This window comes from Acidovorax sp. KPB24-03, from assembly GCF_057546605.1.
Map to the genome: position 1 here is coordinate 1 of NZ_BAAJYR010000699.1, position 1,180 is coordinate 1,180.

Below are 1,180 nucleotides of genomic sequence, written 5' to 3' on the forward strand. Positions count from 1 at the left end.
CCATCAGGGCTCAGGTTGTTCAGGCTGAAACCCAGAAAATACATGATGCCGAAGGATGCCCAGCAGCGATACCACCGTGGCCCACCGCCGGAATGACCGTGCGCGCGCCTTGCGAAGGAAGCAGGCCCACCACCAGCACCACGGGCAGGCCCAGGGCCTGGGCGAGGTCGGCGCCGGTCTCGGTGTCCGACAGCGGCACGTGGAACCCGCCCGCGCCTTCGACGACGACCGCATCGGCCTGCGCCGCCAGCGCTTCGTAGCTGCGCACGATGTGCGCGATGTCGATGCGCGTGCCCGCGCGCTCGGCGGCGATGTGGGGCGAGAGCGGGTCGGGCAGCAGCACGGGGTTGTCCAGCGCCGGGGGCACCGCGATGGTGGAGGCGGCGCGCAGGGCGAGGGCGTCTTCGTTGGCGAGCTGGCCATGGTGCCATTCGGCGCCCGCGGCGATGGGCTTCATGCCCACGACGCGCGTGTGGTGGCGCGCCAGCGCGTGCAGCAGGCCGGCCGAGGCCAGCGTCTTGCCCACGCCGGTGTCGGTGCCGGTGACGAAACAGGCGAATGCCGGGGTCGGGTTCATGGGGCGGTCTCCTCGGCCAGCGTGGCCTGCAGTGCGGCGAAGGCGGCGTCGCCCAGGTGCTGCACGGCCTCGTCGTCGAGCACGTAGGGCGGCATGGCGTAGAGCGTTTTGCCGATGGGGCGCAGCACCAGCCCGCGCGCCATGGCGTGGCGGTGGTAGCGGCGGGAAAAATCGGGCAGGGAGGTCTGCACGTCCCATGCCCACACCATGCCCAGCCGGCGCGCATGGCGCACGCGCGGGTGCTGCGTGATGGGCGCGCAGGCGGCGTCGATGCGCCCGGCCAGCGCCGCATTGGCCGCGAGCGGGTCGAGCTGGTCGAACAGTTCCAGCGTGGCCAGCGCCGCGCGGCAGGCCAGCGGGTTGCCGGTGTAGGAGTGCGAATGCAGGAAGCCGCGGGCCACGTCGTCGTCGTAGAACGCGGCGTACATGGCCTCGGTGGTGAGCACGGCCGACAGCGGCAGCGTGCCGCCCGTGAGGCCCTTGGACAGGCAGATGAAATCGGGCCGGATGCCGGCCTGCTGGTGCGCGAACATCGTGCCGGTGCGGCCGAAGCCGGTGGCGATCTCGTCCACCACCAGGTGCACGCCGTAGCGGTCGCACAGC

General features: G+C 71.9%; 1 protein-coding gene and 1 pseudogene. Both read right to left on the reverse strand.

Features of this window, described 5'->3' with window-relative positions; all coding sequences use genetic code 11:
* Positions 1-121: 121 nt before the first annotated feature.
* Positions 122-577: pseudogene (gene bioD / locus AC27KI_RS25310) on the reverse strand (dethiobiotin synthase); the annotation flags it as partial.
* Positions 574-1,180, reverse strand: a 607-nt coding sequence (locus AC27KI_RS25315) for an aminotransferase class III-fold pyridoxal phosphate-dependent enzyme (RefSeq protein ID WP_487116550.1), incomplete at its 5' end; no start/stop codon positions are given. The gene AC27KI_RS25315 and the pseudogene bioD, both read right to left, overlap by 4 nt.